The organism is Streptosporangium roseum DSM 43021, from assembly GCF_000024865.1.
GTDB classification, from domain to species: Bacteria; Actinomycetota; Actinomycetes; order Streptosporangiales; family Streptosporangiaceae; genus Streptosporangium; species Streptosporangium roseum.
The window spans coordinates 8,284,733-8,311,611 of the sequence record NC_013595.1; the positions used below are offsets into that span (position 1 = coordinate 8,284,733).

Here is a 26,879-nt window from a genome sequence, read left to right on the forward strand (position 1 = left end):
CCGGCGGGCCGGGCCGGGCCGCGTTCGAGTGCCGCCCCCGCGCCCCTGGCGACGCCGGAGCGCGGCCCGGCGCCCGGCGGGCGCGGGGCCGCGCCGCCGGACGGGGGCGCCCGGAACGGCGGTACCCTCCTGGAGTCCGGCACTCCGGACGTCCGCCGCCGCTCGATGCCGAACTCGATGCCGAAGGAGCTTGAGTGCCCGCGCACTACTCGCTGACCGAGACCGAGAAAGCCGTCAACCACCGCCTCGGACCCATCCCGGTACAACGCGAGGCACTGGCCGCCGTCTCCAACCTCTACCGCGCCGCCACCGCCGTCCGCCAACACCTCGAAAACTCCGCCCTCCGCGCAGCCGACCTCACCTGGAGCGCCTTCGTCGTCCTCTGGGTCATCTGGATCTGGGAAGAGATCGAAACCCGCCACGCCGCCGCCGAAGCCGGCATCTCCAAAGGCACCCTCACCGGCATCATCAAAACCCTCGAATCCCGCGGCCTCGCCCAACGCAGCCAACACCCCGAAGACGGCCGCCTGGCCCTCCTACGCCTCACCCCCCACGGCCTCCACCTCATGCACCACCTCTTCCCCACCTTCAACGACGAAGAGGCCTTCGTCGTCGCCCCCCTCACCCCCGACGAATCCCGCCACCTCGCCGACACCCTCCGCCGCATCATCACCCACCTCGAACAACACGGCGAACAACGACGCGAAGACCTCCACCGCACCACCCCCCTCCCCCCACGCCGAGGCGGCCGCCGCCGCACCGGGTAGCCACCACACCCGGCAACGGCCACCCCCGAAGGGACCGGCACGGAAGGCGCCCGGCTTCCGTGCCGGAGGAGACGGCGAGGCCCCCGTCCCTCGCCATCCCGCAGACCCCGGCGGACGGAAAACCACGAGGTCCCAGGCCGCCCGAAAAATCGTTTGAAGCCAAATGACATCCCGGCGCCTTGACCGGCCGCCGAGACGCCCTTAAATTGTTTGGACTCAAACGATTTGGCGGAGCGGAGGGTCGCCGCGATCGAGGGCGGTGACCGGATCGGCGGCGGGCAGGTCCGCCCGCCCGCGGCGTCCGCGCCCCCGTCGCCGATTCACCAGGTTCACCGGGAGACATGCAATGAAGGTCATCGTCGACATGGACGTCTGCAAGGACCACGGGCAGTGCGTCTTCTCCGCGCCCGAGGTCTTCCAGATCAACGAGAACGGCCGCCTGGTCTACGAGGCCGACCCCGACGACACGCTGCGCGACGCCGTCGAGGAGGCCGCCGACGTGTGCCCGCTCCAGGCCATCACGGTCGAGGGCTGAATCCTTTCCCCGTACGGCCCGCGCAGGCGGCCGAGGAAGTGAGGATGACGGTGGACCACCGCATCGTTGTCGTGGGCGCGTCCATGAGCGGCCTGCGCGCGGCCGAGCGGTTACGGGCCGGCGGCTTCACCGGTGAGATCGTCGCCATCGGCGACGAGACGCACCTGCCCTACAACCGGCCGCCGCTGTCGAAGGAGGCCCTGGCCTCCGAGGTGACCCACGAGGCGGTCGCCTTCCGGCTCCGCCCGGCCGTGGCCGACGTGACCTGGCGGCTCGGCTCGCCGGTGACGGCCGCGGACCTGGCCGCCCGCACCGTACGGCTCGCCGACGGCGCGGAGCTCGCCTGCGACGGGCTGGTGGTGGCCACCGGGGTGCGTCCCCGGCGGCTGCCCGTGCCCGGCCCGGCGGCCGGGCGGCACGTGGTGCGGACGCTGGAGGACGCCGCGGCGCTCCGCGCGGAGCTGCGGCCCGGGGTCCGGGCTCTGGTGATCGGCGCCGGGTTCATCGGGTGCGAGGTGGCGGCGACCGCTCGCGGGCTGGGCTGCCGGGTGACCGTCGTCGCACCGGAGAGCGCGCCGATGCTCCGCCCGCTCGGCGCGGGGCTGGGCACGGCGCTCCGGCACCGCCACGAGGCGGAGGGGGTCCGGTTCCTGCTCGGCCGTACGGTGAACCGCTTCCTCGGCGACGGCCGTACGGCGGAGCGGGTGCGCGGCGCGGAGCTGTCCGACGGGACCGTGGTGGAGGCCGGCGTGGTGGTGGAGGCCGTCGGCTCGGCGTCCGACACCGCGTGGCTGGAGGGCAACGGGCTGGACCTGTCCGACGGCGTGCTCTGCGACAACGCGCTGCGCGTCGAGGGGCGCCCCCGCGTGGTGGCGGTGGGTGACGTGGCCCGCTTCCCCAACCCCCGCTACGACGACGTGGCGCGCCGCGTGGAGCACTGGAGCATCCCCACCGACACGGCCAGGCGCGCGGCGGCCAGCCTGCTGGCCGACCTCGGGCACGCCGCGCACGACCCGGCCCCGTTCGCGCCGCTGCCGACCTTCTGGAGCGACCAGTACGACCTGCGGATCCAGTCCTTCGGCGCTCCCACGCTGGGGTGTGACGACATCCGGGTCCTGGAGGGCGACCTCGGCGGCGAGGTCGTGGTCGGCTACCACGACGCCGACCGGCTCGTCGGCGTGGTCATGATCGGCCTCCCCGCGGCGGCGTCCCGCTACCGCACCGAGCTGATGCGCGCCCCGGCGACCGCCTGACCCGGAGGCGACGGCGCCCCGGACGGGCCGGGGCGCCCACCCGCTGACCCGGAGGCGACGGCGTCCCGGACGGGCCGGGGCGCCCACCCGTCCGCCCGGCCCGCCCTATCGTCTGGATCTTGTCCGTCGCCGCACCGGCGGACCGTGGCGGGGAGGTGTGACCGGTGAACGCCGAACGCGCCGCGGAACCCCCGGTGCCGTGCCGGGGGGTTCCGCGAGGGACTCGCTCCCCTAACGCTCGTAGACGACCTCACCGTCGAAGACGGTGAGGTCGATCGGGATGGCGGGGATGTCGTGCGGGTCGGCGGCGCGCAGGTCGCCGCCGAGGACGCACAGGTCGGCGACCTTGCCCGGCTCGATGCTGCCCTTCCAGGACTCGGCGAAGTCCTGCCGGGCGGCGTTGACGGTGTAGGCGCGGATCGCGACCTCCAGTGACACGCACTGCCCGGCCCCGCTGGCCCGGCCGGTGGCCTTGGACTCGCGCAGCATCATCGCGGTGACGCCCTGGCGCCAGTTGGGCTCGGTGATCGGGGCGTCGGAGCTGGCGCAGACCGCGAGACCGGCCTCGGTGGCGGAGCGGACCGGCCACTGGTAGTCCGAGCGCTCCTTGCCCACGACCTCGTCCATCAGATCGGCGATGGTCCACTTGATGGCCGGGTTCATGTTCACCGAGTAGCCGCGCGCGGCCAGCTTCGCGAGGCTCCCGGCCGAGACGAAGTCGCCGTGGATCACGTAGTGCCGGGCGTCGGGCCGCGGATGCGCCTCGTCCGCCGCGACGAAGGCGTCCACCACGGCGTCGATCGCCCGGTCGCCCGTGACGTGCACGCCGAGCTGGTAGCCGGCCGCGTGCGCGACCCGGATCATCTCGGCCAGCTCGGCCTGCTGCAGCCCGGAGTCCGCTCCATGCACGCAGAGCGCGCCCTGGTTGCCGCTGACATAGGGGTCGTGCATCCACGCGGTCTCGTTCGGCGGCACGCCGTCGGCGAACAGCTTGACGCCGATCACCGCCAGCCGCTCCCGGTCGAGGCCGGCGGTCGTGTCCAGTCCGGCCAGCCCGGCGGTCACGTCGGCCGCCGAGCCGCCCATCGGCGCGGGTAGCAGCAGCACGCTCACCCGGGACGCCAGCTCGCCGGCGCGGACCAGCTCGACGTAGGCCTCCAGCGTCTCGGTGCTCAGGCCGCCGCCGAGGATCTCGGTGCCGCCGGGCCCCAGTCCGGGCTCGGTGTAGCTGGTGATGCCCTGGGCGTGCAGCGACGTGACCGCCGAGCGGATGGCCTCCTTGCGCTGCTCCACGGTGGCGGGCGGGATCAGTCCCTGCACGACGGCCTGCGCGGTCTCCTTCAGGACACCGGTGGGCTCCCCGTCCTCATCGGCGTCGATCACGCCGCCGGCGGGCGCGACGGTGTCGCGGGTGATCCCCGCGAGCTCCAGGGCCTTGGAGTTGACCCAGGCCGTGTGCCCGGAGAAGTCGGTCAGGCAGACCGGGTGGTCCGGGGAGACCCCGTCCAGGTCGCGCCGGTGCGGACGGCGGGCCGGGTCGGCCAGGCACTCGGCCAGGTAGCCCAGGTCCCAGCCCAGGCCGGTGATCCACTCCCCGGGCGGGGTGGTCGCGGCGGCCCGCCGTACGGCCTCGGCGACGTCGGCGATCGACGTCACGGCCGGGTGGCCCACGCTGAGCGCGAACGGCGGCCGGGTCAGCCCCCACGTGGCGCCGTGCAGGTGCGAGTCGTTGATGCCGGGCAGGACCGTACGGCCCGCGAGGTCGATCACCCGGGTCCGCGGCCCGGCCAGCGCCTCGATCTCGGCGTTCCCGCCCACGGCGAGGATGCGCCCGTCCCGTACGGCCACGGCCCGCGCGACGGAGAAGTCCGCGTCGACGGTCAGCACGTCGCCGTTCACCATGATCAGATCGGCTGTGGTGGACATCCTTGCCCTCTCTTCTTGGAGCTACCGGATCAGATCCGTCCTTGAGAGTCGCCTCCGCCGGTCGTTCGGGAGCGAATGTATGGGCCCAAACAAACCGGCGTCAATGGCCTGACCGCCTGGAACGTCTTGCCAATCGACGAGGCGGGGCATATCGTTTGGATCCAAACTTTCAGCGGACCGGGGCGGAGGCGGGCTGTGGCCACCCCGGGGACGCCGCTGATCCCCGGCGAGAACCGGACGGCGACGCCGGGCCTCGGCCCGGCCCCGGCGCGCCGGGCAAAGGAGACTCCATGGACGTGCTGCGCAACGTGATCGCCGGCGAGAGCCGCGACCCCGCCTCCGGCGAGTGGATGGACCTCGTCGACCCCGCCACCGGAAAGGTCTACGGCAGGGCTCCCCGCTCCGGTGCCGACGACGTCGCGGCCGCGGTCGCCGCGGCCGCCGCCGCCTCGGCCGGCTGGCGCCGCACCACCCCGGCCGGACGGCAGCGCCTGCTGCTGGAGCTCGCGAGCCTCATGGAGGACAACCTCGACGCGCTCACCGACGCCGAGGTGCGCGCCACCGGCAAGCCGCGCGGTACGGCCCGCCGCGTCGACGTGGGCGGCGCGGTCGACGCGATCCGCTACTTCGCCGGGGCCGCCCGGGTGCTGGAGGGCCTGGGCGCGACCGAGTACACCGAGGGCCACACCTCCTTCGTCCGCCGCGAGCCGATCGGAGTGATCGCCCAGGTGACGCCGTGGAACTACCCGCTGATGATGGCCGCCTGGAAGATCGGCCCGGCGCTGGCCGCCGGCAACACGCTCGTCGTCAAACCCGCCGACACCACCCCCGGCTCGACCGTGCTGCTCGGCGAGCTGTGCGCCCGCCTCCTGCCGCCGGGCGTCGTCAACGTCGTCTGCGGCGACCGGGACACCGGCCGGGCCCTGGCCGGGCACCGGGAGGTGGAGATGGTGGCCATCACCGGTTCGACCCGCGCCGGGGCCGAGGTGATGCGCTCGGCCGCCGACGACCTCAAGGACGTCCACCTGGAGCTGGGCGGCAAGGCCCCCGCGGTGGTCTTCGGCGACGTCGAGGTGGCCGCCACCGCGCGCGATCGCCGAGGCCGCGTTCTTCAACGCCGGCCAGGACTGCACGGCCGTGACCCGCGTGCTGGTCGAGGAGCACGTCCACGAGGAGTTCGTCGCCGCGCTGGCCGAGGCCGCCGCCGCGCTGGCGGTCGGCGCCCCCGACGAGGAGGGCGTCTTCCTCGGCCCGTCCAACAACGCCGCCCAGGCCGAGCGGGTGGCGGGCTTCCTGGACCGGCTGCCCGCGCACGCCCGGCTGGTCACCGGCGGCCGCCTGGAGCGGGACGGCTACTTCTTCGCCCCCGCCGTGGTCGCCGGGGTGCGCCAGGACGACGAGATCGTCCAGCAGGAGATCTTCGGCCCGGTGGTGACCGTCCAGCCGTTCACCGGCGAGGAGGAGGCGCTACGGCTGGCCAACGGCGTCGACTACGCCCTGGCGGCCAGCCTGTGGACCCGCGACACCGGCCGCGCCATGCGCCTGAGCGCGGCCCTGGACGCGGGCGCGGTCTGGGTCAACTGCCACCAGGTGATCCTGCCGGAGATGCCGCACGGCGGCTTCAAACACTCCGGTACCGGCAAGGACCTGTCGCGTTACGGGTTCGACGCCTACACCCGGATCAAGCACGTGATGATCAGCCACTCCTGACGGAGCCGCCGGTGACGGGCATCGGCGGGCCTCCCGGCTCAAATGGCCGGATGCGCGATTTCGCCGCCCACCGCCTGTCCCCCGTCCGGAGCGGTCACAGCCACCCCCGCCGCTTGAACACCGTGTAGAGCGCGGCGGACCCCAGTGCCATCAGGACCAGCGCCAACGGGTAGCCGACGATCCAGTGCAGCTCCGGCATGTGGTTGAAGTTCATGCCGTACACGGTGCCGACGAGAGTGGGGGCGAAGAAGATCGCCGCCCACGCGGAGATCTTCTTGATCTCCTCGTTCTGGGTGTAGCTGGCCTCGGTCAGACGCCTGACTTCCGCGTTCTGCGCCTGGCCGACCAGCGTGGCCTTGATGGTGAGGGTGGTCTGGTAGAACTCGATCACCCCTTGGAGGTACTCCCTTTCACCATCGGCCAGGCTGCGGATCCGGTCGAACTGGTCCGCGATGTCGACCACCAGCCGCTGCCCTTCGGGCGAGACGCGGGCGAGGTTGGTCATCCTCCCGTAGATCGCGCCGCCCAGCGCGCCCATGGTGCGCACGGCGAGCAGCCCGTGGCGGGCACGGAACAGCTCGTCGAGGAACTCCTCGGGATCGCCGACCTGCCCGCCCGTGACCCGCTGTTCCAGCCGCCACACATCGCTTGTCACCGTCTCCACGTAGTCCTCCTGATTGCGGATCAGGGCGGAGACGATCGCGTATGACAGTTCGGACGGCGTGGCGGGGTGCAGGCGCCCCGCCATGATCCGCGCGAGCACCGCGCGGGTCTCACGCAGGGCGATCCCCGCTTCGACCGCCGGGTTGACCGGCCCGTGGACGGTCACCACATAGTTCCGGCCGACGAACTGGTCGAGCTCGACGTAGTGCACGTGGCCGCGCATGCCCCGTGCGGGGGCGTGCAGGACGACGAACAGGTGGTCCGGGTAGGCGTGCACCTTGGGCACGCGGTTGCGCTCGACGCAGTCCCGGATCGCCATCGGATGGAAGCCGAACACCTCCGACAGCACGCGCACGGCCCCCGGGTCACAGCCGGGGATGTCCACCCAGACCAGGCTGTCCTCACGGTCGAGCAGCGCCGCCAGTTCTTCGACGGGACGCTCCTCGACGACCCCCTCGTCGCCGACCAGGCGAACGTCCATTCGGCTCACCCCCAACGATCCCGGCGCGGATCGATCGGACCGGCGCTGCGGACCGACCACGGCCCTGTCGACTTCGATCGTGTCAAGAGCCGTGTGCGCGCCCGTGACCAGGGGCCTCACAGCGGAGCGGTCGAGGGCCGCCCGTCCACGCGGCGTCAGGCGAGGGTGACCGTGACGGGCAGGTCCTTGATCCCGTTGACGAAGTTCGAGCGGACCCGGCGCGGCTCCCCGGCAAGCCTGATGTCCGAGATGCGGGGTAGCAGCTCCTCGAACATGATCCGGATCTCCAGGCGGGCCAGCGCGTTGCCCAGGCAGAAGTGCGGGCTGCCCTTGCCGAAGGTGATGTGGTCGTTGTCCGGCCGGGTGACGTCGAAGCGGTAGGGGTCGTCGAAGACCCGCTCGTCCCGGTTGCCCGAGGCGAACCACATGACGACCTTGTCGCCCTCGGCGATCTTCTGGCCGTGCATCTCCACGTCGCGGGTGGCGGTGCGGCGGAAGTGGTAGACCGGCGAGGCCCAGCGCAGGAACTCCTCGACCGCGCCCGGCATCAGCGAGAGGTCGTGGCGGAGCCTGTCCGCCTGGTCCGGGTTGTCGATCAGGCCGAGCATGGTGTGCGAGATCGCGTGCCGGGTGGTCTCGTTGCCGGCCACCACGAGCAGCAGGAAGTAGTTGTCGAAGTCGTGGCCGGAGAGCGGCACCCCGTCGATCGGCGTCCCGTTGACCAGCCTGCTGACCAGGTCCGTGCCGTCGCCGCCGCGCCGCCGCCCGGCCAGCTCGCGGCCGTACTCGAAGACCTCCAGCGAGGCCGGGCTGCGGAACGGCAGGTCGCGGTACTTCTCGCTCTCCTCGCTGTGCAGCAGCACGTCGGCGTAGTCCGGGTCGGTGTTGCCGATGATCCGGTTGCCCCAGTCGATGAGCTGCTGGGTGTCGTCCTCCGGGACGTCCAGCATCTTGGCGAGCACGTTGATCGGGAAGTCGGCGGAGACCTCCTTCACGAAGTCGAAGGTGCCCTTGGCCAGCGCGGCGTCCAGGGTCCTGGCGGTCAGGCCGCGCAGGAAGACCTCGTAGCCGGCGACCGCGCGGGGGGTGAACTCGCGCTGCAGGATGCGGCGGAGCACCCCGTGGCGGGGGCCGTCGGTCTCCAGCAGCGAGCGGCGGATGGTGGCCTGGCGTTCGTCCACCTCCTCCAGGTTGGTGAACTTCGAGGAGGTGAAGGTCGCCGCGTCGCGGTCCACGGCCACGATGTCGGCGTGGCGGGTGACCGACCAGAAGCCGCTGCCGTACTCGCCCTCGTCCTGCCAGTGCACCGGAGCCTCGGCCCGGAGCACGTCGAACATGCGCCACGGGGTGTCGCCGTCCAGGAATCTGTCGTTGTCCGCCAGGTCGACATCGTCCAGGCGCATGGATCCTCCAGCTGGTGCTTCGGGTGGACTACAGGTGGGGGGCTACAGGTGATAGGCGTACTCGCGGAACTCCCAGTCGGTGACGGACTGGGAGAACCGCTCCACCTCGTTGCGCTTGTAGGCGAGGTAGGAGGCCGCGAACTCCTTGCCGAGCACCTCGATGAGCTCGCCGTCGGCCTCGAAGGCGTCCAGCGCGACCGGCAGCGACATCGGCAGCACGGCGGCCTTGGCGGTGTCGTATCCGTACCCCTCCAGAGGGGCCGGCGGCTCGACGCGGTCGCGGATGCCGAGGTAGACGGCGGCCAGCAGGCCCGCGATGCCGAGGTAGGGGTTGGCCGAGGCGTCGCCCAGCCGCACCTCCAGGCGCGTTCCCGCGCCGCGCTCCGGGGGGACGCGGAGCATGGCACTGCGGTTGTCCAGGCCCCAGTCGTTGAGCCAGGGGGCCAGCGTGTCGGGGCCGAACCGCTTGTAGGAGTTGATCGTGGGGTTGAGCAGCGCCGCGAGCGCGGACGCGTGCGCGTGCACACCGCCGATCGCGTGCAGCGCGGTCGCCGACAGCCCGTACGGCGCGGCGGGGTCCGCGAAGACGTTGCGCCCGTCGCCGTCCACGCAGGAGATGTGGGCGTGGAAGCCCGAGCCGCCCTCGTCGTTGAACGGCTTGGCCATGAAGGTGGCCATCAGGCCGTCGTGCCGGGCCAGTTCCTTGACGGCCGACTTGAAGCGGAAGGCCCGGTCGGCGGCGTCGGTCGCCTCGGAGTGGTTCAGGTTGATCTCGAACTGCCCGCCGGAGTACTCGTGGTTGCCCATCGTGACGCCGATGTCCAGCCTGCGGAGCGTGCGCAGGCTGCGCAGCACGTGGGAGCCCCGGTCGCCCTTGCGTCCGGTGACGTAGACGTTGCCGGGGGCGTCGTCGTAGCGCTTCCAGCCGGCGCCGTCCGGCTCCAGCAGGAAGTACTCCAGCTCGGGGCCGACCACGCCGGTGAGCCCGAGCTCGGCCAGCCGGGCCGCGGCGGCCTGCGTCACCGAGCGGGGCGACTCGGGCAGGGGCAGGCCGGTGGCCGGGTCGTAGGCGTCGCCCAGGCAGTGCGCGACGCCGGGCTCCCAGGGCAGCTCGACCAGGGTGGACAGGTCGGGGCGGATGCAGACGTCCGGCAGGCCCAGGTCCAGGCCGCCGGGCACGGCCACGGTGTCGCCCTGGGGGGAGGTGTGGTAGACGGCCCGGCAGAACGCCACGCCGCTCTCGGCCACCTCGGGGAGCCGTTCCAGGAGGACGTCCTTGCCGCGCTCGGTGCCGATGAGGTCGGGGTAACCCACCCGGACGACGTCGATGCCCTGTTCCGTCAGGCGCTCGACGATCCGTTCCACGGACTCCGCGCTCACTGGGCCTCCTCGAAGGGTCTGCCGGATAGCTCGTTTGGGCGCAAACAATACGCGTCGAGCAGGCCGGGAACAAGACCTCAGCGGAACGAAAACGGCCGATGCCCGTCGTGACATCCCGCAGTTCAGGGCATATCGTATGGACCCAAACAACACCGAGCCCCCGAGACAAGGAGGCGTCGTGGCCACGGTACGCGGCTTCTTCACCCCCAAGACGGCGACCGGCCGCTCCTCGCTGGTCCCCAGCCCGCCCTGGTACTACTCCGGTGACCTGCTCACGGTCGAGTACCGCACGGACCCGGCCCGGGTGGCCGAGCTGCTGCCGGAGCCGCTGACGCTCGCCGACGAGGACCCCGGCGCCGTCGCGGTCATCTGGGCCGACTGGCAGTCCTGCTCCGGCGGCCGGGAGGAGCTGCTCGACCCGGTGCGCTCGCAGTACAAGGAGTGCTTCGTGGTGGTGCGCTGCGCCTACCGGGGGCGGACCTTCTCCCGCTGCGTCTACATCTGGGTCGACAAGGACTTCGCGATCGCCCGCGGCATGCACCAGGGCTACCCCAAGAAGCTCGGCTCGATCCACATGACCCGGCCTCACCCGTACGGCCTGGCGGCGCCGCGCCTCGGCGAGGGCGGCGTGTTCGGCGCCACGCTGGCCGCCGCCGACCGCCGTCTCGCCCAGGCGGTGGTACGGCTGCGCGAGCCGAGCGAGACCAACGGCTCCGTCAACGGCCACCCGATGGCCCACAACCGCTGGCTGCCGTCGATCGAGCCCGGCAAGGGCCTGGCCCTGGACGAGCTGATCGCCACCTCCGGGGCGTCCTTCGAGGGAGGGCAGGCCTGGTCGGGCGAGGCGGAGATCGAGCTCTTCGACGCCCCGACCGAGGAACTGGCCGGCCTGACCGTGGACGAGGTCATCGGCGGCTACTACCGCCAGGTCGGAGTCAGCTGGAACGGCGGCACCCTGCTGGAGTCCGGCACCTCCGGCGCGGAGTAGCCGCGGCGCGGCCCACGGCAGCGAGCAGCGAGCAGGGCCTGTACGGCGAGCGCCGTACAGGCCCTTTCGCATGCGGGCCGTTCTCACGCGCGGGCCGTTCCCCCACGGTGGCCCTTCTCGCACGCGGGCCCGAGCGCGCGAGAAGGGCCCGCGGGCGGATCAGTCCTGCGGCGGCGCGCCCTGCCCGATCCGGGCGTACGCCGCCGGGTCGGCGGACCTCAGGTAGGCGCCGTAGCCGAGGCCGACCACGCCGACCAGCACCACCACGGCCGGGAGCGCCCAGTTGAGCGCCGAGTCCGGCGGGGTGCCGAGCAGCGCGGAGAAGTTGGTGAACGCGACGTACAGGATGGCCAGCAGCGCGAGACCGGACAGCGCCGGGGCGACCACCCGGCTCCAGACGCCCTCGCCCCGCGCCTGGCGGCGGAAGAACCCGATCACCGCGACCGAGGTGGACACCAGCAGCAGGATCACCCCGAGCGCGCCCAGGTTGGTGAACCAGTTGAACAGCGTGCCCATCGGGTCCCCGCCGAGCAGCCCGAACCCGAGCACGACGACCGCCGCGAAGACGGTCTGGCCGATCGACCCCACGTACGGCGAGCCGTGCCGGGGGTGCGAGGAGCCCAGCTTCGCGGGGAGCACGCCCTCGCGGCCGAGCGCGAAGAAGTATCGGGCGACCGCGTTGTGGAAGGAGAGCGTGGCGGCGAAGACCGCCGTGATCAGGAAGACCTGGCCGAGGGTGGAGAAGCCCGAGCCGAGCGTGCGCTCGCCGAGCACGAAGATCAGGTCGGGCCCGTGCTCGCGGGACGCGGCGACGACGTCGTCCACCCCCGCGCCCATCGCGGTGGCCCAGGCGGTGAAGGCGTAGAAGACGCCGATCACGGCGACGGAGATGTAGGTGGCCCGGCTGACGGTCCTGCGCGGGTCGCGGCACTCCTCGCTGTAGATCGCACCGGACTCGAAGCCCATGAAGGCGGCCATCGTCCACAGGAAGGCGGCCCCCACCGCGCCCGTGGTCAGCGCGTCCCAGCCGAACGGCTCCAGCGACAGGCCCTGCGGGGCCGTGGCGATCTGGGAGACGTCGAAGACCAGGACGAGCAGGCCCTCGCAGACCAGCAGGACGGCGAGCACCTTGGCGTTGAGGTCGATCCGGCGGTAGCCGAGGAGGGCGATGAGCGCCATGAAGGCCAGCGAGACCACCCACCAGGGCAGGTCCACCCCGAAGGTCGCCGACAGGAACCCGGCGGCGCTGAAGCCGAGCAGGCCGTACAGGCCGACCTGCATGGCGTTGTAGGCGACCAGCGCGACGAAGGCGGCGCCGACGCCGGGGACGCGGCCCAGGCCGTGCGCGATGTAGGCGTAAAAGGCGCCGGCGTTGGAGATGTGGCGGCTCATCGCGGCGTATCCGGCGGAGAAGACCGCGAGCACGACGGCCAGGATGAGGAACATCATCGGCACGCCGAGAACACCGGTGGTGGCGAAGTTCTGCGGGGTGCCGCCCGCGGCCACGGTGAGCGGAGAAGACGCGGCGACCACGAAGAACACGATGTCCGGCACGCCGATGCGACGGCGTGACAGCGCGGCCGGGGCGGCTGCCGATTCGTTGACGGTCATGGCGGCCTTCCATTGGGGGGTGGAACGGAAGCGCATGTCGTTCGTACCCGTACGACCTGCGTGGCCGGGATCGTACGTGTACAAATGGAGGTGGCGCAAGACCCTGTTCTCGCAGGTCCGCGTCCGCAGGAGTTTCCCTACGCCCGCAATCGCGGCCCGCGACCGAAGGAGCATGAGTGCCCGCGCACTACTCGCTGACCGAGACCGAGAAAGCCGTCAACCACCGCCTCGGACCCATCCCGGTACAACGCGAGGCACTGGCCGCCGTCTCCAACCTCTACCGCGCCGCCACCGCCGTCCGCCAACACCTCGAAAACTCCGCCCTCCGCGCAGCCGACCTCACCTGGAGCGCCTTCGTCGTCCTCTGGGTCATCTGGATCTGGGAAGAGATCGAAACCCGCCACGCCGCCGCCGAAGCCGGCATCTCCAAAGGCACCCTCACCGGCATCATCAAAACCCTCGAATCCCGCGGCCTCGCCCAACGCAGCCAACACCCCGAAGACGGCCGCCTGGCCCTCCTACGCCTCACCCCCCACGGCCTCCACCTCATGCACCACCTCTTCCCCACCTTCAACGACGAAGAGGCCTTCGTCGTCGCCCCCCTCACCCCCGACGAATCCCGCCACCTCGCCGACACCCTCCGCCGCATCATCACCCACCTCGAACAACACGGCGAACAACGACGCGAAGACCTCCACCGCACCACCCCCCTCCCCCCACGCCGAGGCGGCCGCCGCCGCACCGAATGAGAACTAGGACCGGGCGGCGGCCACCAGGGCGTCGAAGATCCGCTGGTTGGCGGGATCGGCGTGCGCGGTGTCCTCCGGATGCCACTGGACGCCGAGGAACCACCCTCCGGAGCCGGCCAGCTCGGCCGCCTCGACCGTGCCGTCCCCGGCGTGCGCGGTGGCCACGAGCCCGTCGCCCAGGGCCGAGGCGCACTGGTGGTGGTAGCAGGAGGCCTCGATCTTCTCCGCCCCCGCGACCTCGGCGAGCAGGGAGCCGGGACGCACCCCGACCGGGTGCACGACATGCCGGTGGTCGGGCTCCATGTGCTGCCGGAGCCGCCCGCCGAGCAGGACGTTGACCACCTGCAGCCCCCGGCAGACCGCCAGGGTGGGCAGTCCGGCGGCCAGCGCGTGGCGGGCCGCGGCCAGGTCGAAGGCGTCCTGCCCGGCGTCCACGTCGTAGACGGCGTCGTGGGCCACGCTCTCACCGTAGACGCCCGGGGCGAGGTCGCCGCCGCCGGGGAGCAGCAGCCCGTCGGCGACCGCGAGCCTGGAAGCCGCCTCCCCGGCGCCGACCGGGTGCATCATGAACGGCTCGCCGCCCGCCCGGTGGACCGCGTCGGCGAGCGCTCTGGCGGTGACCACAGCCGCGTAGCGGAGGGCGGAGGTGCTGGCGGCGAAGCGCGAGGGGATCGCGATGAGCGGGCGACGGGACATCCCGGACTCCTCCAGAGATTTGTTTGACTCCAAACGACACTCTAACGCCCAGGCCGTGTCTTGACTGGCCGTCCGGGCACCCTTAAATTGTTTGGACTCAAACGATTTGGAGGAGCGGATGGCCACTGTCGCCGGCGTCGCAGTCGAGGGCGGTCACTGGATCGGAGGCGAGCGGGTCTCCTCACCCGCGACGTTCGAGGACGTCTCGCCGATCGACGGTCAGGTGATCGCGGAGATCGCCAGGGGCGGAGCCGAGGAGGCGGACGCCGCCGTCAGGGCAGCCGAGGCGGCTTTCCCCGCCTGGTCGCGGACCAGCCGGGAGGAACGGGCCCGCCTGCTCCACGCCGTCGCCGACGGCGTGGAGAAGCGGCTGGAGCAGCTCGCGATCGTGGAGACGACCGACAACGGCGCGCTGCTCCGCTCCCATCTGCGCGGTGTGATGCCGCGGGTCGCGCACAACTTCCGGTTCTTCGCCGACCGGCTGCTGGAGCTGGGACACGAGGACTTCGACACCCGCGGCCACCGCAACCACGTGAGCTGGGACCCGGCCGGCGTCTGCGCGCTGATCACGCCGTGGAACGCCCCCCTGATGCTGGCCACCTGGAAGATCGCCCCGGCGCTGGCCGCGGGCAACACCGTGGTGCTCAAGCCCGCCGAGTGGACCCCGCTGACCGCCTCCCTGCTGGCCGACATCACCGCCGAGGCCGGACTGCCCGCCGGCGTGTTCAACGTGGTCCAAGGCTACGGCGAGGAGGTCGGCGCGGCCCTGGTCGCCCACCCCGGCGTCCGGCGGATCAGCTTCACCGGCTCGGTCCCGACCGCCCGGCACATCTCCGCCGCCGCAGCGGCCCACCTGACCCCGCTCTCCCTGGAGCTGGGCGGCAAGTCCCCGCTCGTCGTGTTCGCCGACGCCGACCTGGACCTGGCCGTCGACCTCGCCGTCGAGCAGTACGACAACGCCGGGCAGGTCTGCCTGGCCGGGACCCGGCTGCTGGTCGAGGAGTCGATCGCCGAGGAGTTCACCGCCCGGTTCGCCGCCAGGGCCGGCGCCCTCACGCAGGGCGACCCGCGCGACCTGGCGACCGACATCGGCCCGAACATCCACCCCGAGCACTTCGCGCGGATCGACGGCTTCGTACGGCGGGCGCTCGACGCCGGGGCCACGGCGGTCGTCGGCGGCGGCCCCAACACCGACCTCGGCGGCCTGTACTACCGGCCGACCCTGTTCACCGGCGTCGCGGCCGACAGCGAGATCGTCAACGAGGAGGTCTTCGGGCCGGTCCTCACCCTGCAGACCTTCCGCACCGAGGAGCAGGCCGTCGAGATGGCCAACTCCACCCGCTTCGGCCTGTCGGCCACCCTGGTGACCGGCTCCGAGGAGCGCGCGGCCCGGGTCACCGAGCGCCTGGTGGCGGGCACCGTCTGGGTGAACTGCTTCTTCGTGCGCGACCTCAAGGCCCCGTTCGGCGGTTCCCGCCAGTCCGGCGTCGGCCGCGAGGGCGGCGACTGGAGCTTCGACTTCTACTGCGACCTCAAGAACACGGTGACCGCGCCATGGGCGAAGTAGTCGGAGCGGGCCTGCTGGCCCACGTCCCCACCATCGTGCTGCCCGAGGCCACCCGCCGCGAGCTCAACGAGGGCCGGGAGATCACCCTCGTCACCGGCCTGCGGGAGCTGCGCCGGGAGGTCTTCGACCGCGACGACTACGACACCGTCGTCGTGCTCGACTCGCACTGGGCGACCACGGTGGAGTTCGTCGTCTCCGCCCAGCAGCGCAGGGCCGGGCTGTTCACCTCCGAGGAGCTTCCCCGGGGCATGTGCCGCATGCCCTACGACTTCCCCGGCGACCAGGACCTGGCCCGCGCCATCGCGGCCAAGGCCGGGGACCACGCCACCTGGATCACCGCGATCGACGACCCCTACCTGCCCATCTATTACGCCACCGTCAACCTGTGGACCTACCTCGGCGCCCCCCAGAAGCCCTGGGTGACGATCGGCGTATGCCAGACCGGTGACGCCGAGGACCACCTGCGGCTCGGCCGCGCCCTGGGCGACGCCATCCGCGAGTCCGACCGCAGGGTCCTGCTGATCGCCTCCGGCGCCCTGTCGCACACCTTCTGGCCGCTCCGTCACCTGCGCGCCCACGAGTCCTCCGACCCGAGCCACATCTTCACCGCCGAAGCCCGCCGGGCCGACCACGAGCGGATCGAGTGGTTCAAGACCGGCGACCACGCCCGGGTGCTGGACACCATGCCGGAGTTCGCGGCCTACAAGCCCGAGGCGAGGTTCGGCCACTACCTGATGATGATCGGCGCGCTCGGCGAGGGCGACTGCACCGCTCCGGGCCGCCAGTACGGCGAGTACGAGAACTCCATCGGCACCGGCCAGGTGCACCTGTGGTTCGACCGGCCCGCGGGCGGCTTCCCCGCCCCACGGGCGACCGACGCCTCCGGCGACCCCTACCCCCACCCCGCCTGAAGGGACCCCGATGCCCGAGTACCGCAGGATCCTGCTCGACGGCGCCGCCACGCAGACGCGCCGCGAGGGTGACGAACTGGTCAGCGCCGACGGCCGGGTGGTGGGCGTCGAGGACGCCGTCCACCTGCCGCCGTCGGTGCCCAGCAAGATCATCGCTGTGCACCTCAACCACCGCAGCAGGGTCGAGGAGTTCATGACCTCGCTGCCGCCCGCGCCGACCTACTTCCACAAGCCGACCTCCTCGCTCAACGGGCACAGAGGCGCGATCGTCCGCCCTGAGCGGTGCAAATACCTCAACTACGAGGGCGAGGTGGCGATCGTCATCGGCCGCACCGCGCGCAACATCTCCCCCGCCGAGGCCGGCGACCACATCGCCGGCTACACCGTCGGCAACGACTACGGCCTGCACGACTTCCGCGACACCGACGCCGGGTCGATGCTGCGGGTGAAGGGCTCCGACACGCTCTGCCCGCTCGGCCCCGGCCTGGTCACCGACTGGGACTTCCGCGGCAAGCGGCTGCGGACCCTCGTCAACGGCACGGTCGTGCAGGACGGCTCCACCGACGAGATGGAGTGGGACATGCACTATCTCGTCGCCGACATCGCCCGTACCATCACCCTCAACCCCGGCGACGTGCTGCTGTCGGGCACCCCGGCCAACTCCCGCCCGGTCCAGCCCGGCGACGTGGTCGAGGTCGAGGTCGAGGGCCTCGGCAGGCTGACCAACCACATCGTCACCGGCCCCACCCCCGTCCGCGACGACTGCGGCGCCCAGCCCACCGAGTCCGAAGAGGTCATCTCCACCACCTTCGGCGGCGACTGGGAGTTCCGCGGCGTCCGCGCACCCCGGCGCTGACCTCCCGGAGGCCGGCCCCCGACGCCGGCCTCCGGGGCCGGCCTTCCGCCGGCGCTGAACTCCGGGGCGTGCTCTCCCCACGGAGTTCAGCGCCGGGACGTGCGCTCTCCCCGGCCCGCCGTGAGGAGGTGGGCCGGGGAGAGCACGGGCCGCCCGGAACGGCCGCGCCGCAGTGGCCTCAGGCCTGGCGAGCTGTCACGGGCCTTCCGGGTCGACCACGCCGCGGTCGGCCCAGAAGGGGTCGAGCAGCTCGCGCAGGCGCGGGGCGCCGACCCGCTCCAGCAGCGCCAGCGCGCCGACGTTGTCCACGAGCTGCTCCATGCGGCTGGCCCCGAACAGCACGGTGCTGACCGACGGGTGGGTCAGGGTGAAGGCGACGCAGAGCTGGGCCGCGGTCGCCCCCAGGTCCGCGGCGACCGCGGCGATCCCGTCGGCCGCCTCCATGATCTGCCCGCGCACCCCGCCCGGGTCACGGCCGATCTCCCGGGTGGGCGCCGTCCTGCCCGCCAGGATCCCGCCCTCCATGACGTCCGAGGCCTGCATGGTGATCCCCTCGGCGAACACCTCCGCGAACGGCGCCCCGTCCGGGATCGACCGGCGGCACGGGCTGTACTTGAGCTGCGCGATCTGCGGCCCCGGCGAGCCGGCCTGGAGCGCGTGGTCGCGGATGGTCCTGACCGCGGTGGCCGACCAGTTGTTCACGCCCCAGCAGCCGATGATCCCGTCGGCCTCCAGCTCCGCGAGGTCGGCGGCGAGCCGCCGCAGGTCGAGGTCGTCGCGGCGGATGTCGCCGAGGACGACCAGGTCCGCCCGGCCGCTCCCGACCCGGAACAGGGCGCGTTCGAGCTGCTCGCGCAGCGACTGCTCCGGGTACGGCTCCAGCCACAGCTTCGACGACAGCAGGTAGTCGTCACGGTCGATCCCCGCGGCCCGCACGATCGCCGAGAACAGCACGTCGGTGAAGACCGGCGGCTGCCCGGGGATCCCGTAGACGCCGACGTCGAAAAGGTTGACGCCCAGCTCCACGGCGTGGCTCACCATGGCCACGGCGTCCTCGAAGTTCATCCGGTCGTAGGTGTGCCAGGACCCCAGGGACAGCACGGAGACATCGGGGCCGTGGGTCCCGACCCTGCGCAGGGGGACGACCTTCTTCCGCTCGGACATCGGACTCCTCGGTGGGTGGATGACGGTTGTTGACGGTGGTCAGGGAAGCCACGGGTGGACGACGGCCTTGACCTGTTCGAGCCGTGACATGGACGCGAGGGCCTCCGACGCCCCGCCGAGCCCGACGGGCTCGCTGAAGAGCTCGTCCCAGGCGAAGCGCGACCGGAACGCGCGGAGGAACTCGATCGAGTTGCGGTAGTCGCCGACGTCGCCGTTGAGGGAGCCGAGCACGTTCAGCTCCTTGCCCATGACCGTCCCCAGGGGGATCGGGTCGGGGCGGGGACCGGTGCTGCCGACGATGACGAACGTGCCGCCCCACGCGGCCAGGTCGACGGCCTCGGCTCCCACGCCGGGCGCGCCGGCGAGGTCCAGCACGAGGTCGGCGCCCCGGCCGCCGGTGGCCTCCAGCACGGCCTCCCGCCGGCTCCCGGCGTCGCCGTCCAGCCCGATCACGAGATCCGCGCCGAACCTCCTGGCCAGTTCGAGCCGGGCGTCCGGCGCGCCGACGGTGACGACCGTGCCCGCACCGGAGGCGCGGGCCACCGCGGTGGCGACGATGCCGAGCGCCCCGGCCCCCTGGACGAGGACGTTCGCGCCGGGGCGCACGCCGCCGGCCCGGTCGAAGGCGTGCAGGACCGTCTTGACGGCACAGCCCGCGCTGGCCGCCCAGGTGTCCTTGACGTCGTCGGGGAGGATGAACTTCTGGGCGTTCGGGGTGACGTAGTCGTACTCGGCGAGCCCGGCGGTGGAGTGGGGCCACCGGTCGGACCGCTGCAGGAAGCCGTAGCCCCTGCTGGAGCAGGCCACGGGGTTGCGGGTCACCGTACAGCCGTGGCAGTGGCCGCAGGTGGACTCCGACCAGCCGATCCGGTCGCCCACCTGGACGGCGCGGCCGAGGGCGTCGGCGGTGCCCGGCCCGGCGGCCACCACCGTGCCCACCATCTCGTGGCCGAGCACCATCGGGAGCATGCCGGGGAACGACATGCCGCCGCTCCACAGGTGCACGTCCGTCGCGCACAGCGTCGCGCAGTCGACCTTCACGATCGCGGCGCCGGGCTCGCACTCCTGGGGGAGCGGAAGCTCCTCCAGGACCAGCGGCTCGCCGTGGGCCCGCAGGACGGCCGCCCGCGTAGACGTCGGAACTGACATGTGATGTTCTCCGATTTCGCTATCTGCTGTGGGCGGTGTCCCAGACCTCGTGACGGCTGCGCCACCACAGGAGCACCACGATCACGAGGAAGGGGACGACCCCCCGGTACTGCTGGACCGCGCTCAGCGACGCGGTGAGCCCTTCCAGGCAGCCCATGAGCAGGCCTCCGGCGAGCGTCATGGGCAGGCTCCGGAAGGCGCCCACCATCGCGACGGCCAGCGCCGTGGTGATGAGTTTGCCCAGGGTGGAGAAGTCCCCGCCCAGGCGGGGCGCCACCAGGAGGATGACCAGCGCGCTGATGGCCCCGATGGCGGCCCAGACGGCGACGGCGAGCCGGGGCGCCGCGATGCCGACGACCTGGGCGGTGGCCGGGCGCTCCGACAGGGCCTGCAGCTGCAGGCCGACGGATGTCCTGTTCAGCAGCAGCCCGACACCCACGGTGATCAGCACCGCGAAGGCGAGCGAGACCAGCACCGACTGCGGCACCACGACGTCGCCCACGGTGAACGCGGGCGCGTCGAACGGCCTCGGGAAGCGCCGGGCGCCCGTCGTCGTGCTGCCGAACAGCCGCAGGCCGATCGCCATGAGGGCCACGTACAGGGCGACGGTGACGGCGGCCTTGGTGCGCTCGTCGTGGTCGCCGAACCAGCGGACGAGCACCGCGCCGAGCAGGGCGGACAGCGCCCCGCCGGAGATCACCCCGGCGGGCAGCGCGAGCCACACGCCGAGCCCCGCGTCCATCAGCGATACCATCACGAAGGCGCCCATCGCGCCCACCGCCGCCATCGCGAAGTTGACCACGGCGACCAGCCGGTAGGTCAGCACGACGCACAGGCCGAGCAGCGCGTACACCCCGCCGCTCGTCAGGCCGGCGATCACGGAATTCAACATCGGACACCCACCTCCTGGGGCTCCTGGGAGCTCAGTTCTTGCCCGGGACGATGAAGCCCTCGGGGAGAACCTTCCACTTGCGGTTCTCGACCTTGACGAACCGGCTGCCCTGGATCGGGCTGTGCGCCTCGCCGGGGCCGAAGACCCACGGGGTGCCCACCATCGGGTACTGGATCGGCTGCATCTTCTTGAAGGCCTCGGTCACCGACTCGCGGGTGACGTCACCCTTGATCGTCTTGAGTACCTGGACGAACACGTCGGCCGCCATCACGGCGCCCTGGCTGAACGCCGTCTTCTGGATCTTGTTGTCGTCGACGACCTTCGCCCAGCGCTCGTTGCCCGGCAGGGTCTCGTCGGTGTACGGCTGCCACTCGGTCCCGGCGTAGGCGTTCATCCCCTCGGGGATGACCTCGGCGTTGGCGTCGGTGTAGCTGTTGGCGCCCATGATGAAGTCGACGTCCTGCAGGCCCTGCGTCTGCGCCTGGGCGAACCACGGGCCGACCGTCGCGTTGTAGAGGACGGCCTGGCAGCCGGCCGCCTTGGCCGCCACCAGGTAGGGGGTCGGGTCGCCCTCGCCGACGGAGGTGTCCTTGACCGCGAGCTGCTTGCCGGTGATGTCGCTCCACTCCTTGATGGCGGCGTCGATGCCGCCGCCGCTGCCCGGCAGCACGGTGTAGTACATGCAGACCTTGTCGTGCTTCAGCGTCTCGGAGGCGTAGTAGAGCATCGCCGTCAGCAGCTTGAACGGGCCCGGGTTGACGGGGGCGATGTTGGGGCTGGTGAAGCAGGCGGGGTCCACGCCGACGGCCGGGATGGAGACGATCCCGCTGTTGCCGTAGGTCGCGCGGTTGAGCCCGCAGTCGACCGCGCTGGAGGAGCCGACCAGCGCCACGACGCTCTCGGACTCCAGCAGCTCCAGGGCGGCCTCGGTGGACCGCTGCGGGTTCATCGCGTCGTCCTTGCTGATGAGCTCGATCTTGCGGCCGTTGATGCCACCGGCCTTGTTGACCTCCTCGAAGACGGCCTTGACCGCCTGCGGGACCTCGGGCGTCTGGAACAGGCCGGTGACGCCGTTGATGGAACCGACCTTGATCGGCCCGTCGGTCGAGCCGCCGGCGTCGGAGCAGGCGGCGGCGGAGAGGGCCAGGGCGGCCACCGCCACGGCACCGGTGAGGGAACGCTTCATTGCTGCCACTTCCTTGGGCTGGGGGGAAGACGGGGATCAGACGAGCGGGACGTCGGCCGTGCCGAGGTAGGCGGCCATGACCGCCGGGTCGTCGAGGACGTCCCGGGTGGACCCTGAGGCGATGACGTGACCGAAGTCGAGGACGGTCACCTGCGCGCACGCCGCCCTGACGAGTTCCATGTCGTGCTCGACCAGGAGGATCGACACCCCGAAGCGGGCCGGCACCTCGGCGAGCCGCCGTCCGAGCTTGAGCGACTCGGCGGCGGACTGCCCCGCGGCCGGCTCGTCGAGCAGGGCCACCTTCGGCCGGGCTGCGATGGCGGCGGCCACGTCGAGCAGGCGGCGGGTGCCGACGTCGACGATGGACACCGGCACCTCCCCCGGCGGGCAGCCGAAGAAGTCGAGCAGCTCGTCGGCCTCTTCCCTGGACAGCCGCCGGCCCGCGCCGATCGTCAGGTACTCGTACTGGGTGAGCTCGGGGGCGATGACCGTGGTCTGGAAGGTACGGCGCAGGCCGCGACCGGCCCGCGCGCTCGGGCTGAGACGGTCGATCGACTGCCCCGCCAGCTCCACGGTGCCCTGGTAGCCGCCGATGAAGCCGGTGACCGCCGCGATGAAGGTGGACTTGCCCGCGCCGTTGGGGCCGATGAGCCCGACGACCCCGCCGGAGGGGACGGTGAGGTCGATCGCGTCGAGCGCCACGACCTCGCCGTAGCGGACGGTGAGGCCCCGCACCTCCAGGCAGGGCTCGCCGCCCGCAGGGGCCGGCGGCGCGGGAGCGGCCTCCGCGGCCGTGACCTCGGGCTCCTGCGGCCTGTCCGCCAGGGCCGCGAGCAGCTTGCGGGCGTCGCGTTCCCGCTTGCGCGCCCGGGTGAAGTCTGTCTGGCTCACCCCGCTGCGCAGGGCGAAGACCGCGAACAGGCCGAACAGCATGCCGCCCAGGTCCTGCGGGAGCCGCAGCTTCTCCAGGATCGTGGCCATCACCGCGCCGAAGACGCCGCCCATGACGGCCCCCTCCGGGTTGTGCGGCCCGATGAGGATGGCCACCGCGAAGAGCGCGAGGGACTGCCCCATGGCGAAGTTGCTCGACACCACGAGCCCGAGCTGGCCGGCCATCAGCCCGCCGCCGACGCCCGCGATGAACGCGCTGATCGCGAACGCGGCGAGCTTGCTGCGCGCCACCGAGATGCCGTGCGCGGCGGCGGCCCGCTCCGAGTAGCGCAGCTCCAGCCAGGACATGCCCAGCCGGGTCCGGTTGAACAGCGCCAGCCCGAGGGCCAGCAGGGTGAAGACGATCACCGTCAGGACGAAGTACGCGGCGTTACCGGAGAACAGCCCCGGCCTCGTGAGCGTCTTCAGCTCGGTGGTGCCGGGGAACTGGTTGGCGTTGAGCACGATGTCGGTGGACACGGCGAAGCCGAAGGTGACGACGGCGAGGTTGACCCCGCGGATGCGCAGGGCCGGCAGCCCGATGGCCACCCCGACGGGGACGGCCGCCAGGCCGCCGAGGACCAGCCAGAGCAGGAAGCCGCCGGGCGCGTCGGCCAGGTTCAGCCGGAGCACCACCCACGCGCCGATCGCGGCGAACGACATCTGGCACAGGGACATGACCCCGGCCCGCCCGACGATCACACCGTAGCTCTGCATGATCACCGCGCCGACGACGGCGGTGATCGCCAGGTAGGTCCAGTACGAGGAGAACAGCGCCGGTACGGCGACGCAGGCCAGCACGGCGGCGCCCAGGCCCATCCCCCACGCGCGTTTGTCGATCATGTTCACCGGGTCTCGCCCTCCGCCTCGGCTCCGGCTCCGGCGGGCACCGCGCCGAAGTAGAACTCGTGCAGCCTTTCGCCGTCGCCCCGCAGCTCGTCACAGGGGCCGTCGAACACGACGCGCCCCTTGCGCAGGACGTAGGCGTTGGCCCCGACCTCCAGGGCCAGGTTCGCGAACTGCTCGATGAGCAGGACCGCTATGCCCAGGCCGACCAGGTCCTTGACCGCGTGCATGAGGCGGCGGACCACCACGGGCGCCAGGCCCAGGGACATCTCGTCGATGAGGACGACCTTGGGATCGGAGATCAGCGCGCGCCCGAGCACGAGCATCTGCTGCTCGCCGCCCGACAGGTGCCCGGCCTGGAGCCCGCGGCGCTTGTTCAGCTCGGGGAAGAGGCCGTAGACCGTCTCCAGGTCGCCGGCGCCCGACCGGGAGACCAGCAGGTTCTGCTCGACGGTCAGCGTCCGGAAGACCGTCCGCGCCTGCTCGACGTAGCCCAGGCCGGCCTGCGCCCGCTTGTAGACCGGGAGCCGCTCCATCGCGGTCCCGCCGAGTTGGATCGTTCCCGACGTCGCCTTCGCGAGGCCGGCGATGCCGTCCATCAGGGTCGTCTTGCCCGCGCCGTTGGCGCCCAGGACCACGGTGACCGTACCGGGCTCGACGTCGAGCGAGACGTCGTGAACGATCGGGACCTCACCGCGGTTGACGCTGACGCCCTTCAGGGCGAGGACCGGGCCGCTCATCGCGGGCCTTCCGCGCGGGCCGACCGCAGCGCGGCGATGACGCGCTCGTGCGCGTCGCGGGCCGCCGACAGCTCGATGGCGAGGAGGCCGAAGAAGCCGTGGATGAGGCCGTCGAACCGGACGAGCTCGACCTCGACGCCGGCGCGCCGCAGCTCCCGGGCGTAGTCCTCGCCCTCGTCGCGGAGCACGTCGTACTCAGCGCCGAGGATCAGCGCGCGGGGCAGGCCCGACAGGTCGCTCGCGCGCAGAGGCAGGAGGTAGGGGTCGTCCATGTCACCGGCGTCGCGGGGGTACTGGGTGAAGAACCAGTCCATGCTCGCCTTGGACAGGAAGAAGCCGTCGGCGAAGTCGCGGTAGGACGCGCGCCCGTCGTCCGGATGGCCGAGCACGGGCGAGACGAGCACCTGCAGGGCGATCGCGGGTCCGCCGAGGTCGCGCGCCTTCAGCGCGACGACGGCGGCGAGGTTGCCGCCCGCGCTCTCCCCTCCCACCGCGATCCGCGCCGGGTCGACCGAGAGCCGCACGCCGCTGTCGTGGACCCAGCGCACCGCGGCGTAGCAGTCGTCGGCCGCCGCGGGGTAGGGGTTCTCCGGCGCGAGCCGGTAGTCGACCGAGACGACCACGACGCCGGCTCCGGCGCAGACGGCGCGGCAGGCGACCTCGTTCTCGTCGAGGCTGCCGATCGTCCATCCGCCGCCGTGGAACCAGACGAAGGCGGGGAAAGGCCCCTCCCCCTCGGGGGTGTAGACCCGGACCGGGACGTCTCCGGCGGGGCCGGGGAACACGGTGTCGACGACACCGCCCACGGGCTGGAGATCGTCCGGCATGGTCCAGGACTGGCGGAATCCCTCGCGCATCGCCGCCGCGTCAAGCTGGGGGGCTTCGCCCTGGTCCTCGACGCCGGCGCGATCGATTATTCTCTGCGCCTCAGGATGCAGGGGCATCGTTACCTCCGGTTGCCCGGGTGCCCTCGCTCACGTTCAGGCACTCGCAAATCGTATCCGATTCCATGTACGTTATGCGGGACCAAATGACGTGTCTAGAGTGCTGGTGAAATGTTGCAGAACGAATCCCTGAGTGACCCCGTGCCGGCGGACGTGGTCATGACCGGCGGTACGGTGCACACCGTCGACGCCGCCGACCGTGTCGCGGAGGCGATCGCCGTCACCGGCGGCCGGATCGCCAGGGTCGGAACGGCCGGGGAGGTGGCCCCGCTGATCGGGCCGCGGACCCGTGTCATCCGTCTGCGCGGCAGGTCGGTGCTCCCCGGCATCAACGACTCCCACCTCCACGGCGTCTGGCTCGGCCAGATGTGGCCCGATCTCCTCATGGACCAGATGGCCGCCGGGCACCACGGGGGCGAGCCCCCCTCCCGCCTGGAGACCGCCGGGGCACGGCGCGGCGCGATCCTGCGCACCGGGGAGCTGCTGGCCTCCCTCGGCGTCACCAGCTACACCGAGCCGGGCCTGGGCCCCGGCGAGGACGCGGGGCCCAGCGGCTGCTTCGGCTCCGCCGCGCTGCGCGACTACGCCGACCTCGCGGCCGAGGGCCTGCTCAGCGCGCGGGTCACCGCGCTCATGCTGTTCGGCGAGCTCGACGGCGCCTCCTCCCTGCCCGGCCTCCTGGCGGGACTGCGCGACTTCGTCCCGCCCGCCGACGTGCCCGGCTGGTTCCGCGTCGCGGGAGTGAAGATCTTCGCCGACGGCATCCCCCCGATGCGCAACGCCTGGACCGACGAGCCCTACGCCGACGGCACGCACGGCGGCCTGCTCGTCGAGGGCGGCTCGGAGGCCGAGCGCGAAGCCGGCCTCGTCGCGATGATCGACGCGGCGCACGCGGCGGGACACCAGATCGGCGTGCACGCCACCGGCAGCCGGACGACCAGGAAGGTCGCCGACGCCTTCGGCGCGGCCACCGCCCGCGACGGCCGCGACGCCCGGCACTACGTCATCCACGGGGACGTGATCTCCCCGGCGACCCTGGCGGCGATGGCCGCAGCCCGCGTCGGCCTCAACACGCAGGCGGGGATCGCGGTGGCGACCGAGGACATGCTCCGCGACGCCCTGGGCGAGGACGTCCTGGCACGGGCCTGGCCGACGCGCGACGCGCTGGCCGCCGGCGTCCCGCTCTGCCTGAGCTCGGACGCGCCGGTGCTCACCCCCGACTGGCGGGCCGGGATCGCCGCGGCGGTGACCCGGCGCGGCCTGGACGGGAGCGTGCGCGGAGCCGCCCAGCGGCTGGCGCTCGCCCAGGCCCTGCGCGCCTACACGGCCACCCCCGCCTGGCAGGACGGGGCCGAGGACTGGAAGGGCTCGCTGGAGCAGGGCAAGGTCGCCGACCTGTGCGTCCTGGAGGCGAGCCTGCTGGAGACCGAGGCGGAGGCCCTCCCCCAGGTCCCGGTCGCCCTGACGATGGTCGGCGGCCGCGTGGTCCACGAGCTCTGACCTCCGCGCGGCCCGCGGGGCGCCGCCTCCGG

The 26,879-nt window shown here is 72.3% G+C and carries 22 protein-coding genes and 1 pseudogene; 10 read left to right on the plus strand and 13 right to left on the minus strand.

Translation table 11 applies throughout. The features are described 5' to 3' along the window. Positions 1-194: 194 nt before the first annotated feature. The 3 genes from SROS_RS36135 to SROS_RS36145 all read left to right on the plus strand — a co-directional run bounded on the left by SROS_RS36135 (position 195) and on the right by SROS_RS36145 (position 2,555). Positions 195-767, plus strand: a complete 573-nt coding sequence (locus tag SROS_RS36135) for a MarR family winged helix-turn-helix transcriptional regulator (RefSeq protein WP_012893903.1) — start codon at positions 195-197, stop codon at positions 765-767. 346 nt (positions 768-1,113) lie between these two features. Further along, entirely contained in the window at positions 1,114-1,302 is a 189-nt protein-coding gene (locus SROS_RS36140) for a ferredoxin (RefSeq protein WP_012893904.1), read from the plus strand. Between the two features lie 44 nt (positions 1,303-1,346). Continuing rightward, positions 1,347-2,555, plus strand: coding sequence for an NAD(P)/FAD-dependent oxidoreductase (locus tag SROS_RS36145; RefSeq protein WP_012893905.1), 1,209 nt, complete (start codon positions 1,347-1,349; stop codon positions 2,553-2,555). A gap of 231 nt (positions 2,556-2,786) precedes the next feature. On the opposite strand, the gene SROS_RS36150 is transcribed toward SROS_RS36145, so the two are convergent. After that, a complete protein-coding gene (locus SROS_RS36150; RefSeq protein ID WP_012893906.1) occupies positions 2,787-4,481 on the minus strand; it encodes an amidohydrolase in 1,695 nt (564 codons plus the stop codon). 290 nt (positions 4,482-4,771) lie between these two features. Between SROS_RS36150 and SROS_RS54620 the strand changes: the two are divergent. Further along, positions 4,772-6,191, plus strand: a pseudogene (locus tag SROS_RS54620) (aminobutyraldehyde dehydrogenase). Between the two features lie 94 nt (positions 6,192-6,285). On the opposite strand, the gene SROS_RS36160 reads toward SROS_RS54620, so the two are convergent. From SROS_RS36160 to SROS_RS36170, 3 genes are all read right to left on the minus strand, one after another. After that, positions 6,286-7,335, minus strand: coding sequence for a magnesium transporter CorA family protein (locus SROS_RS36160; RefSeq protein ID WP_012893907.1), 1,050 nt, complete (start codon positions 7,333-7,335; stop codon positions 6,286-6,288). 155 nt (positions 7,336-7,490) lie between these two features. Next, the gene (locus SROS_RS36165; protein ID WP_012893908.1) at positions 7,491-8,738 is read right to left on the minus strand and encodes a cytochrome P450; all 1,248 of its coding nucleotides are present in this window, start codon (positions 8,736-8,738) and stop codon (positions 7,491-7,493) included. Positions 8,739-8,780: 42 nt separating this feature from the next. Then, the gene (locus SROS_RS36170) at positions 8,781-10,118 is read right to left on the minus strand and encodes a glutamine synthetase family protein (protein WP_012893909.1); all 1,338 of its coding nucleotides are present in this window, start codon (positions 10,116-10,118) and stop codon (positions 8,781-8,783) included. Between the two features lie 178 nt (positions 10,119-10,296). Here SROS_RS36170 and SROS_RS36175 point away from each other — a divergent pair, with 178 nt between their 5' ends. Continuing rightward, on the plus strand, positions 10,297-11,106 hold the full coding sequence (locus tag SROS_RS36175; protein ID WP_012893910.1) for an acetoacetate decarboxylase family protein: 810 nt from the start codon (positions 10,297-10,299) through the stop codon (positions 11,104-11,106). 159 nt (positions 11,107-11,265) lie between these two features. Here the strand turns inward: SROS_RS36175 and SROS_RS36180 are convergent, their stop codons facing one another. Next, a complete protein-coding gene (locus tag SROS_RS36180) occupies positions 11,266-12,717 on the minus strand; it encodes an APC family permease (protein WP_043653665.1) in 1,452 nt (483 codons plus the stop codon). A gap of 176 nt (positions 12,718-12,893) precedes the next feature. Between SROS_RS36180 and SROS_RS36185 the strand changes: the two genes are divergently transcribed. Further along, positions 12,894-13,466 carry a MarR family winged helix-turn-helix transcriptional regulator gene (locus SROS_RS36185; protein WP_012893912.1) on the plus strand — a complete coding sequence of 191 codons (573 nt, stop codon included), beginning with the start codon at positions 12,894-12,896 and terminating at the stop codon, positions 13,464-13,466. Positions 13,467-13,469: 3 nt separating this feature from the next. On the opposite strand, the gene SROS_RS36190 is transcribed toward SROS_RS36185, so the two are convergent. Further along, entirely contained in the window at positions 13,470-14,162 is a 693-nt protein-coding gene (locus SROS_RS36190) for a gamma-glutamyl-gamma-aminobutyrate hydrolase family protein (protein WP_012893913.1), read from the minus strand. 118 nt (positions 14,163-14,280) lie between these two features. Here SROS_RS36190 and SROS_RS36195 point away from each other — a divergent pair, with 118 nt between their 5' ends. Genes SROS_RS36195 through SROS_RS36205 form a run of 3 tightly spaced genes read left to right on the plus strand, consistent with a single transcriptional unit; the run spans position 14,281 to position 17,496 of the window. Next, positions 14,281-15,729: an aldehyde dehydrogenase gene (locus SROS_RS36195; protein WP_012893914.1), complete on the plus strand. Its 1,449-nt coding sequence runs from the start codon at positions 14,281-14,283 to the stop codon at positions 15,727-15,729. Further along, the gene (locus SROS_RS36200; protein ID WP_012893915.1) at positions 15,717-16,640 is read left to right on the plus strand and encodes a 3,4-dihydroxyphenylacetate 2,3-dioxygenase; all 924 of its coding nucleotides are present in this window, start codon (positions 15,717-15,719) and stop codon (positions 16,638-16,640) included. The genes SROS_RS36195 and SROS_RS36200 overlap by 13 nt, the downstream gene beginning before the upstream one ends. A 10-nt stretch (positions 16,641-16,650) precedes the next feature. Next, positions 16,651-17,496, plus strand: coding sequence for a fumarylacetoacetate hydrolase family protein (locus tag SROS_RS36205; RefSeq protein WP_012893916.1), 846 nt, complete (start codon positions 16,651-16,653; stop codon positions 17,494-17,496). A gap of 195 nt (positions 17,497-17,691) precedes the next feature. On the opposite strand, the gene SROS_RS36210 is transcribed toward SROS_RS36205, so the two are convergent. The 7 genes from SROS_RS36210 to SROS_RS36240 are packed head-to-tail and all read right to left on the minus strand — an operon-like array spanning position 17,692 to position 25,347. After that, entirely contained in the window at positions 17,692-18,660 is a 969-nt protein-coding gene (locus SROS_RS36210) for an aldo/keto reductase (protein ID WP_012893917.1), read from the minus strand. Positions 18,661-18,699: 39 nt separating this feature from the next. Further along, complete coding sequence (locus SROS_RS36215; RefSeq protein ID WP_012893918.1) at positions 18,700-19,809, minus strand: zinc-binding dehydrogenase; 1,110 nt, start codon at positions 19,807-19,809, stop codon at positions 18,700-18,702. 19 nt (positions 19,810-19,828) lie between these two features. Continuing rightward, positions 19,829-20,701 (minus strand): branched-chain amino acid ABC transporter permease, encoded by an 873-nt coding sequence (locus SROS_RS36220; protein ID WP_012893919.1) that lies wholly within the window; start codon positions 20,699-20,701, stop codon positions 19,829-19,831. Positions 20,702-20,732: 31 nt separating this feature from the next. After that, positions 20,733-21,887: an ABC transporter substrate-binding protein gene (locus SROS_RS36225; RefSeq protein ID WP_012893920.1), complete on the minus strand. Its 1,155-nt coding sequence runs from the start codon at positions 21,885-21,887 to the stop codon at positions 20,733-20,735. Between the two features lie 36 nt (positions 21,888-21,923). Next, positions 21,924-23,660 (minus strand): branched-chain amino acid ABC transporter ATP-binding protein/permease, encoded by a 1,737-nt coding sequence (locus SROS_RS36230; protein WP_043653668.1) that lies wholly within the window; start codon positions 23,658-23,660, stop codon positions 21,924-21,926. A 2-nt stretch (positions 23,661-23,662) separates the two neighbouring features. Beyond that, a complete protein-coding gene (locus SROS_RS36235; RefSeq protein ID WP_012893922.1) occupies positions 23,663-24,403 on the minus strand; it encodes an ABC transporter ATP-binding protein in 741 nt (246 codons plus the stop codon). After that, on the minus strand, positions 24,400-25,347 hold the full coding sequence (locus SROS_RS36240) for an alpha/beta hydrolase (protein ID WP_012893923.1): 948 nt from the start codon (positions 25,345-25,347) through the stop codon (positions 24,400-24,402). The genes SROS_RS36235 and SROS_RS36240 overlap by 4 nt, the downstream gene beginning before the upstream one ends. A 111-nt stretch (positions 25,348-25,458) precedes the next feature. Between SROS_RS36240 and SROS_RS36245 the strand changes: the two genes are divergently transcribed. Continuing rightward, on the plus strand, positions 25,459-26,847 hold the full coding sequence (locus SROS_RS36245; protein ID WP_012893924.1) for an amidohydrolase: 1,389 nt from the start codon (positions 25,459-25,461) through the stop codon (positions 26,845-26,847). Positions 26,848-26,879: the final 32 nt, after the last annotated feature.

Coding starts and splice junctions, on each gene's coding strand:
- SROS_RS36140 (WP_012893904.1), top strand. CDS start 1,114: ATGAAGGTCATCGTCGACATGGACGTCTGCAAGGACCACGGGCAGTGC.
- SROS_RS36145 (WP_012893905.1), top strand. CDS start 1,347: ATGACGGTGGACCACCGCATCGTTGTCGTGGGCGCGTCCATGAGCGGC.
- SROS_RS36150 (WP_012893906.1), bottom strand. CDS start 4,481: ATGTCCACCACAGCCGATCTGATCATGGTGAACGGCGACGTGCTGACC.
- SROS_RS36160 (WP_012893907.1), bottom strand. CDS start 7,335: ATGGACGTTCGCCTGGTCGGCGACGAGGGGGTCGTCGAGGAGCGTCCC.
- SROS_RS36165 (WP_012893908.1), bottom strand. CDS start 8,738: ATGCGCCTGGACGATGTCGACCTGGCGGACAACGACAGATTCCTGGAC.
- SROS_RS36180 (WP_043653665.1), bottom strand. CDS start 12,717: ATGACCGTCAACGAATCGGCAGCCGCCCCGGCCGCGCTGTCACGCCGT.
- SROS_RS36190 (WP_012893913.1), bottom strand. CDS start 14,162: ATGTCCCGTCGCCCGCTCATCGCGATCCCCTCGCGCTTCGCCGCCAGC.
- SROS_RS36195 (WP_012893914.1), top strand. CDS start 14,281: ATGGCCACTGTCGCCGGCGTCGCAGTCGAGGGCGGTCACTGGATCGGA.
- SROS_RS36200 (WP_012893915.1), top strand. CDS start 15,717: ATGGGCGAAGTAGTCGGAGCGGGCCTGCTGGCCCACGTCCCCACCATC.
- SROS_RS36205 (WP_012893916.1), top strand. CDS start 16,651: ATGCCCGAGTACCGCAGGATCCTGCTCGACGGCGCCGCCACGCAGACG.
- SROS_RS36210 (WP_012893917.1), bottom strand. CDS start 18,660: ATGTCCGAGCGGAAGAAGGTCGTCCCCCTGCGCAGGGTCGGGACCCAC.
- SROS_RS36215 (WP_012893918.1), bottom strand. CDS start 19,809: ATGTCAGTTCCGACGTCTACGCGGGCGGCCGTCCTGCGGGCCCACGGC.
- SROS_RS36220 (WP_012893919.1), bottom strand. CDS start 20,701: ATGTTGAATTCCGTGATCGCCGGCCTGACGAGCGGCGGGGTGTACGCG.
- SROS_RS36225 (WP_012893920.1), bottom strand. CDS start 21,887: ATGAAGCGTTCCCTCACCGGTGCCGTGGCGGTGGCCGCCCTGGCCCTC.
- SROS_RS36230 (WP_043653668.1), bottom strand. CDS start 23,660: ATGATCGACAAACGCGCGTGGGGGATGGGCCTGGGCGCCGCCGTGCTG.
- SROS_RS36235 (WP_012893922.1), bottom strand. CDS start 24,403: ATGAGCGGCCCGGTCCTCGCCCTGAAGGGCGTCAGCGTCAACCGCGGT.
- SROS_RS36240 (WP_012893923.1), bottom strand. CDS start 25,347: ATGCCCCTGCATCCTGAGGCGCAGAGAATAATCGATCGCGCCGGCGTC.
- SROS_RS36245 (WP_012893924.1), top strand. CDS start 25,459: ATGTTGCAGAACGAATCCCTGAGTGACCCCGTGCCGGCGGACGTGGTC.